At 65.4% G+C, this 881-nt stretch carries 1 protein-coding gene; it reads right to left on the reverse strand.

Features of this window, described 5'->3' with window-relative positions; all coding sequences use genetic code 11:
- On the reverse strand, positions 1-340 hold a 340-nt coding region (locus H7965_RS30080; RefSeq protein ID WP_186774111.1), incomplete at its 3' end, for a PHP domain-containing protein.
- Between the last annotated feature and the right edge of the window lie 541 nt (positions 341-881).

Genomic DNA, 881 nt, shown 5'->3' on the forward strand with positions numbered 1-881 from the left:
GCTGGTCGTCGCCCTGATAGGTGCAGGACGCCGCCAGCAGCAGGGGCATGGCCAGACGGTCCCGCACCGCTGCGGCATCGGCGCGCAGCCGGGTGGCGAAGCCGGCCTCTGGCTGGGCAGGCGGGATGGCCGCCAGCACGAGGCCTTCGGCGGCGGCGAAGAGATCCGCGCGGCCCAGATGGCACTCCCCCTTGGGGGCATACATCCGCCCGTGCGAGAGCAGCGCGGTCAGCCTTCCATAGGCAGTCCGCGCCTTGAAGGCGGGGATCGCGCCTGACTGGTCGTTGAGGGACGGCACTCGGGTGCATGAGAATGCGTTGAAAGCGGCAAGGCCCGGCATGCCGCTAATGTCTGCTCATCTGCGCCTCGACCCGGGAGCGGACAGGCCGCTATCGGCCAAACTATGCCGTTGGGAATGAGCTCAGGCGGCCTGCTCCTATATAGGGTTACGAGGGTGGAGCCGACATCCGGGTGCCGAGCCATCTACAGCCGCTAACCACCTCAAGCGGTCATCCGCCAGGGCCGTTGATACGAGAAGCCCTAACGCTGTGGAAACCGCGCGGGTAGAGGTCGCCGGCCTTCCTGCGCCATTCGGGGGATATGCGTGGGATGCCCGAAAACGACAACGCCCGGCTCGATGGCCGGGCGACTTTGAGTTCCTGAACTAAAAGCGGAAAAATGGCGCGCCCGAAGAGATTCGAACTCCTGACCCCCAGCTTCGTAGTTCGTGGAGCGGTGAAGCACCATTACCCACGGTCGTGTCCCATCGCATGGTGTAGTAGCGATGGTCCTCGGCGGGTTGGGCCGCCGGGTCAGGTTGTCACGGCGGACAGGCTGACTGAGGGATTGTCGCTGACGGTGCCGATGGTTTCCAGCGTCAT

Origin of the sequence: Siccirubricoccus deserti, assembly GCF_014283215.1 — a bacterium.
GTDB lineage: Bacteria > Pseudomonadota > Alphaproteobacteria > Acetobacterales > Acetobacteraceae > Siccirubricoccus > Siccirubricoccus deserti.